The 4,398-nt window shown below is 77.5% G+C and carries 7 protein-coding genes; 4 read left to right on the top strand and 3 right to left on the bottom strand.

The annotated features are described in order from the left end of the window. Positions 1-266: 266 nt before the first annotated feature. On the top strand, positions 267-704 hold the full coding sequence (locus FA014_RS18435; protein ID WP_154731075.1) for a hypothetical protein: 438 nt from the start codon (positions 267-269) through the stop codon (positions 702-704). A 3-nt stretch (positions 705-707) separates the two neighbouring features. Here the strand turns inward: FA014_RS18435 and FA014_RS18430 are convergent, their stop codons facing one another. Together FA014_RS18430 and FA014_RS18425 are read right to left on the bottom strand one after the other, a co-directional pair. Then, on the bottom strand, positions 708-1,559 hold the full coding sequence (locus FA014_RS18430; RefSeq protein ID WP_154731074.1) for an SGNH/GDSL hydrolase family protein: 852 nt from the start codon (positions 1,557-1,559) through the stop codon (positions 708-710). A 55-nt stretch (positions 1,560-1,614) separates the two neighbouring features. Beyond that, positions 1,615-2,289 carry a uracil-DNA glycosylase gene (locus FA014_RS18425; RefSeq protein WP_154731073.1) on the bottom strand — a complete coding sequence of 225 codons (675 nt, stop codon included), beginning with the start codon at positions 2,287-2,289 and terminating at the stop codon, positions 1,615-1,617. Between the two features lie 152 nt (positions 2,290-2,441). Here FA014_RS18425 and FA014_RS18420 point away from each other — a divergent pair, with 152 nt between their 5' ends. The 3 genes from FA014_RS18420 to FA014_RS18410 all read left to right on the top strand — a co-directional run bounded on the left by FA014_RS18420 (position 2,442) and on the right by FA014_RS18410 (position 3,802). Next, entirely contained in the window at positions 2,442-2,765 is a 324-nt protein-coding gene (locus tag FA014_RS18420) for a DUF3263 domain-containing protein (protein WP_230323388.1), read from the top strand. 72 nt (positions 2,766-2,837) lie between these two features. After that, positions 2,838-3,479: a LytR C-terminal domain-containing protein gene (locus FA014_RS18415; protein WP_195969370.1), complete on the top strand. Its 642-nt coding sequence runs from the start codon at positions 2,838-2,840 to the stop codon at positions 3,477-3,479. 119 nt (positions 3,480-3,598) lie between these two features. Continuing rightward, positions 3,599-3,802 carry a cold-shock protein gene (locus tag FA014_RS18410; RefSeq protein WP_154731071.1) on the top strand — a complete coding sequence of 68 codons (204 nt, stop codon included), beginning with the start codon at positions 3,599-3,601 and terminating at the stop codon, positions 3,800-3,802. 59 nt (positions 3,803-3,861) lie between these two features. Here FA014_RS18410 and FA014_RS18405 read toward each other — a convergent pair whose 3' ends face one another. After that, complete coding sequence (locus FA014_RS18405; RefSeq protein ID WP_154731070.1) at positions 3,862-4,281, bottom strand: hypothetical protein; 420 nt, start codon at positions 4,279-4,281, stop codon at positions 3,862-3,864. Positions 4,282-4,398 lie beyond the last annotated feature (117 nt).

Here is a 4,398-nt window from a genome sequence, read left to right as displayed (position 1 = left end):
GCCGCCGCGCGGGCCGCGCGTGTGCATCCGACACGTCGAGCGAGCATCCAGCTGCTACTCGCTCGACGTGTCGGTTGCACTCTCGGCGCACCGAGGGCGCCCGCGCCCCGCGGGTGGCCGGTGCCGGCGGCCGGCCGCGCGGGCGGGTGAGGGGGGTCGCCCGTCCGGGTGGAGCGGCGCACCGGATGCTCAACGGCGGGCACCGGCGGACGATGGGGGCGCCAGGTCGACGGATCGACCGGTGCACGTCCACGGAGGGGGCGCCGATGGCGCACGAGCACGTCCGGGCCCGCCGCGCGGCGGGAGTCACGTTGGCGTGGCTGGGCTGCGCCGGCCTCGCCGTCTCGATGGCGCGGGCGATGACCTGGGAGGGCGGCGACGACGCGCCGGCGGGCGCCTGCGTGGTGAGCCGGATCTCGGTGGACTACGCCGTCGACTACGTCCCGGGCCTCGGCGGGTACGGCGTCACCGCGACCTCGCTGTCGGACGTGCCGGAGGACTGCGCGGGCCGGGAGGTCGCCGTCACCCTGCACGGGACGGACGACGCGGCGCTGGCCGAGTCGCGCGCGCCGGTGACCGCCCCGACCACGACCGTGCGGGTCACGGGCGACCCGGTCCCGGTCGAGCAGCTCGGCGGGGTGTCGCTCGCCCTGGTGACGGACGGTGACGCGGCGCCGGCGGGCGACCCGCTCGCGGCCGGCTGACGCCTAGACCTCCGTGAGCGTCGGGAGCTTCGGCTGCCGGGTGTCGCCCGAGGACGTGCCCCGCAGCCGCCGGGTCGCCCACGGGTAGGCGTACAGCCGCAGCCACTGCGCGTCCTGGCGCGCCTGCACCGCGCGCGACGGGCGCGGCGTCGGCGTGAGCGGGGAGTCCCAGCCGGGGTCGTCCGGCGTGAGCCCGAGCGCGACCAGCGCCCCCTGCGCGACCCGGGCGTGCGCCTCCGAGGTCAGGTGGATCCGGTCGGGCGCCCACATCCGGATGTCGTGCAGGTGCCGCATGCCCCACAGGTCGAGCACGTGCGCGCCGTGCCGCCGGGCGATCGACCAGATGTGCGCGTTGTAGACGCCGACCCGCGGGCGGGTGGTGGACACGATCGGGGACCCGGAGGCGTCGAACCCGGTCGCGAGCAGCACGTCCGCACCGGTGGCCCGGATCCGCGCCACGGCCTGCTCCAGCCCGTGCGCGAGCCGGTCGGGGTCGGCGGTCGGGCGCAGGATGTCGTTGCCGCCGCCGACCAGGCTGACCAGGTCGGGCTGCATCGCGAGCGCCTCCGGCACCTGCTCGGCCACGATCGGCCGCAGCAGCCGGCCGCGCACCGCGAGGTTCGCGTACCGCAGGGGCTCCGCGCCCGCGGCCCGGCGGCGCTCGGACAGCAGCCCCGCGAGCACGTCGGCCCAGCCGCGCACCGGCCCGTCCTCGCCGTGCGGCGCGTCCCACAGGCCCTCGGTGAACGAGTCCCCGACCGCGACGTACCGGCGCCACGGTGGTGCGGTCGTCGGGTCGAGCGCCGTGCTGTCCTGCGTCGCGGCCGTCGCCGCGGCCCCCTCGTGCGTCGTCACCCCTGCAGTGTGCCCCGGCGGCGCGCCCCGGTTCCAGGCGGATCCGGTCGCCGCCCTACGGCAGCGACCAGTCGACCGGGTCCGCGCCCTGCTCGGCGAGCAGGGCGTTCACCCGGGAGAACGGCCGCGAGCCGAAGAACCCGCGGCTGGCGGACAGCGGACTCGGGTGCGGGCTCGCGACCACCGGGACGTCGCCGAGGGCGGGCGCGAGGGACTGGGCGTCCCGCCCCCACAGCACGGCCACCAGCGGGCCGCCGCGCTCGACCAGCGCCGCGATCGCGCGCTCCGTGACGGCCTCCCAGCCGCGGCCGCGGTGCGACGCGGGCTCACCGGGCCGGACCGTGAGCACCCGGTTGAGCAGCATGACGCCGCGGTCGGCCCAGGGCGAGAGGTCGCCCGTGGTCGGCTGCGGCACGCCGACGTCGGCCCGGAGCTCGGTGAAGATGTTCGCCAGCGACCGCGGGACCGGCCGCACGTCCGGCTGGACCGAGAACGACAGCCCCATCGGGTGCCCGGGGGTGGGGTAGGGGTCCTGGCCGACGACGAGCACGCGCACGTCCGCGAGCGGCCGGGTGAACGCGCGCAGCACGTCCGGCCCGGCGGGCAGGTAGCCGCGGCCCGCGGCGACCTCGGCGCGCAGGAACTCCCCGGCGGCGTGCACCAGCGGCTCGACGGGCGCGAGCGCCTCCGCCCAGTCGGGGGCCACCAGCTCGGACAGCGGTGCGGGCATCACGGGCCCCGAGGCTAGCGGAACCGGCGCACCCCTCCCGGCGCCCGTGGCGGCCCCCCGGAGGAATGACACGCGTGTGATTCCGGCCGTACGATGACGCCGGACCGGTCGCGGACGCCGGGCCGCGGCAGCACCGGGAGGAGCAGGGACGGATGGACGCGACGTCGGAGACGGCCGACCGGCCCGCCCTGGTGGCGGTCGAGGGCGGCGCGGGCGCCGCGGACGGCGGCCTGTCCGAGCGCGACCGCGAGGTGCTGGCCTTCGAGCGGCAGTGGTGGAAGTACGCCGGCGCCAAGGAGCAGGCCATCCGCGAGCTGTTCGACATGTCGGCGACCCGGTACTACCAGGTGCTGAACGCCCTCATCGACTCCCCGGCGGCGCTCGCCCACGACCCGATGCTGGTCAAGCGGCTGCGCCGCATGCGGTCCACCCGGCAGCGCGCACGCAGCGCCCGCCGGCTCGGCGCCGACGGCTGACCGGCACCGCCACCCCCGTGCGGCGCGCCGTGCGTGCCGGGGTGGACAGGTCGAGCCGTTAGCCTGTCCGCCGTGACCAAGGCGAGCGACCGGTACCCGGAGGACGAGTTCGACGCCGAGCCGGCGCCCGACGCGCCGATCGGCGTGCACCGTGCACCCCGCAGCTGGTGGAGCCGCTGGTGGCCGTTCGTCGCCGTCGTCGTGCTGGTCCCGGCCGTCACCGTCGGCCTGGTGGTGTGGGCGTCGTCCTGGGACGGCCGCCTGCCGGGGTTCGGCGACTCGACCCAGCCGGCGGCGGCCGCGCCGGAGACGTCCGCCGCCACCGAGGGTGCGGAGGACCCGGCCGCGGAGGACCCGGCGGCCGAGGACCCGGCCGCCGAGCAGCCGGCCGAGAGCGAGGAGCCGCCCGTCGAGGAGGAGCCGGCCCCCACGGCCGACCTCACCACCGCGGTGCGGGTGCTCAACGCCTCCGGCCGCTCGGGCCTCGCCGGCGGCGCCGCGAGCGACCTCGAGGACGCCGGGTTCACGTCGGTCGAGGCCGGCAACGGCAACGCCGGCGGGCTGCAGCAGTCGACCGTGTTCTACGCGAGCGCCGACCTGGCGCCGACCGCGCAGCAGGTCGCGGACACGCTCGGCATCGCGAGCGTCGTGGAGTCGGCGGGCACCGCGCCCGAGGGCGTCGTCGTCCTCCTGCTGGCGGACTTCGCGGGCTGACCCCTTCCGCAGGTCGGAGGGCGGGGCTAGTCTCGGCCGCGTCGCGGTGACCGCTCTCCAGGACCGGGGGGACCACGGGCTCTGCGGCGCACCGATCACCCCGTTGTCAGGAGCACCGCATGCCGCAGGGAACCGTCAAGTGGTTCAACGCCGAGAAGGGCTTCGGGTTCATCACCCCGGCCGACGGCGGTCAGGACCTGTTCGTCCACTTCAGCGCCATCCAGTCCAACGGGTACCGCAGCCTCGAGGAGGGGCAGTCGGTGGAGTTCGAGGTCGGGCAGGGCACCAAGGGCCCGCAGGCCGAGCAGGTCCGCCCGCTCTGAGCCGGTTCCCGCGCTGAGACGTGCTCGCGGGCCGGGGCAGGCCGCCCCGGCCCGCGAGGTCAGCCGTCCAGCGCCGCCGCCGCCAGGACCACGCACGCCGCGGTCCACGCGAGCGGGGCGACCGCCGCGGGCGAGCCGTCCGCGAGCACCTTCTCCGGCAGGGCCCCCATCGCCGTGCGGTGCGCGTCCAGCCAGTCGAGCCGGGCACGCGCCTGCGCGTCGTCGCCGTTCACCGCCGCGGTGAGCGCGTACAGCGACGTCTGCGGCGTCCACGAGATGCCGTCCTGCCGCCAGCCGGCGCCCGGGGCCAGCCCGCCCGCCGGTCGCGCCATCGTCGCCGCGGACGCCCGCCAGGCCTCCTCGGCCCCGGCCAGCGCCTCCGGCTGGAACGGGGGCAGCACGAACGCGCTCGCCGCGTCCGCCAGGCTGCCGTCCGCGTAGCGGCCGTAGGCGGTGTCGTCGCCGAACGCGCGCTCCACCGCCGCGCGGGTGCGCGCCGCGGCGGGCCTCCGCGCGTGACCGGGAGCGGCCCCGCCGTCGTGACCGGGACCACGGGGGACGTGTCCGGAGCAGCCCCGGAGGGCTGCTAGAGTTCT

The organism is Cellulomonas hominis (assembly GCF_005239125.1).
GTDB lineage: Bacteria > Actinomycetota > Actinomycetes > Actinomycetales > Cellulomonadaceae > Cellulomonas > Cellulomonas hominis_A.
The sequence above is the reverse complement of the archived record's forward strand: the minus strand, read 5'-3'. Positions and strand labels throughout refer to the sequence as shown.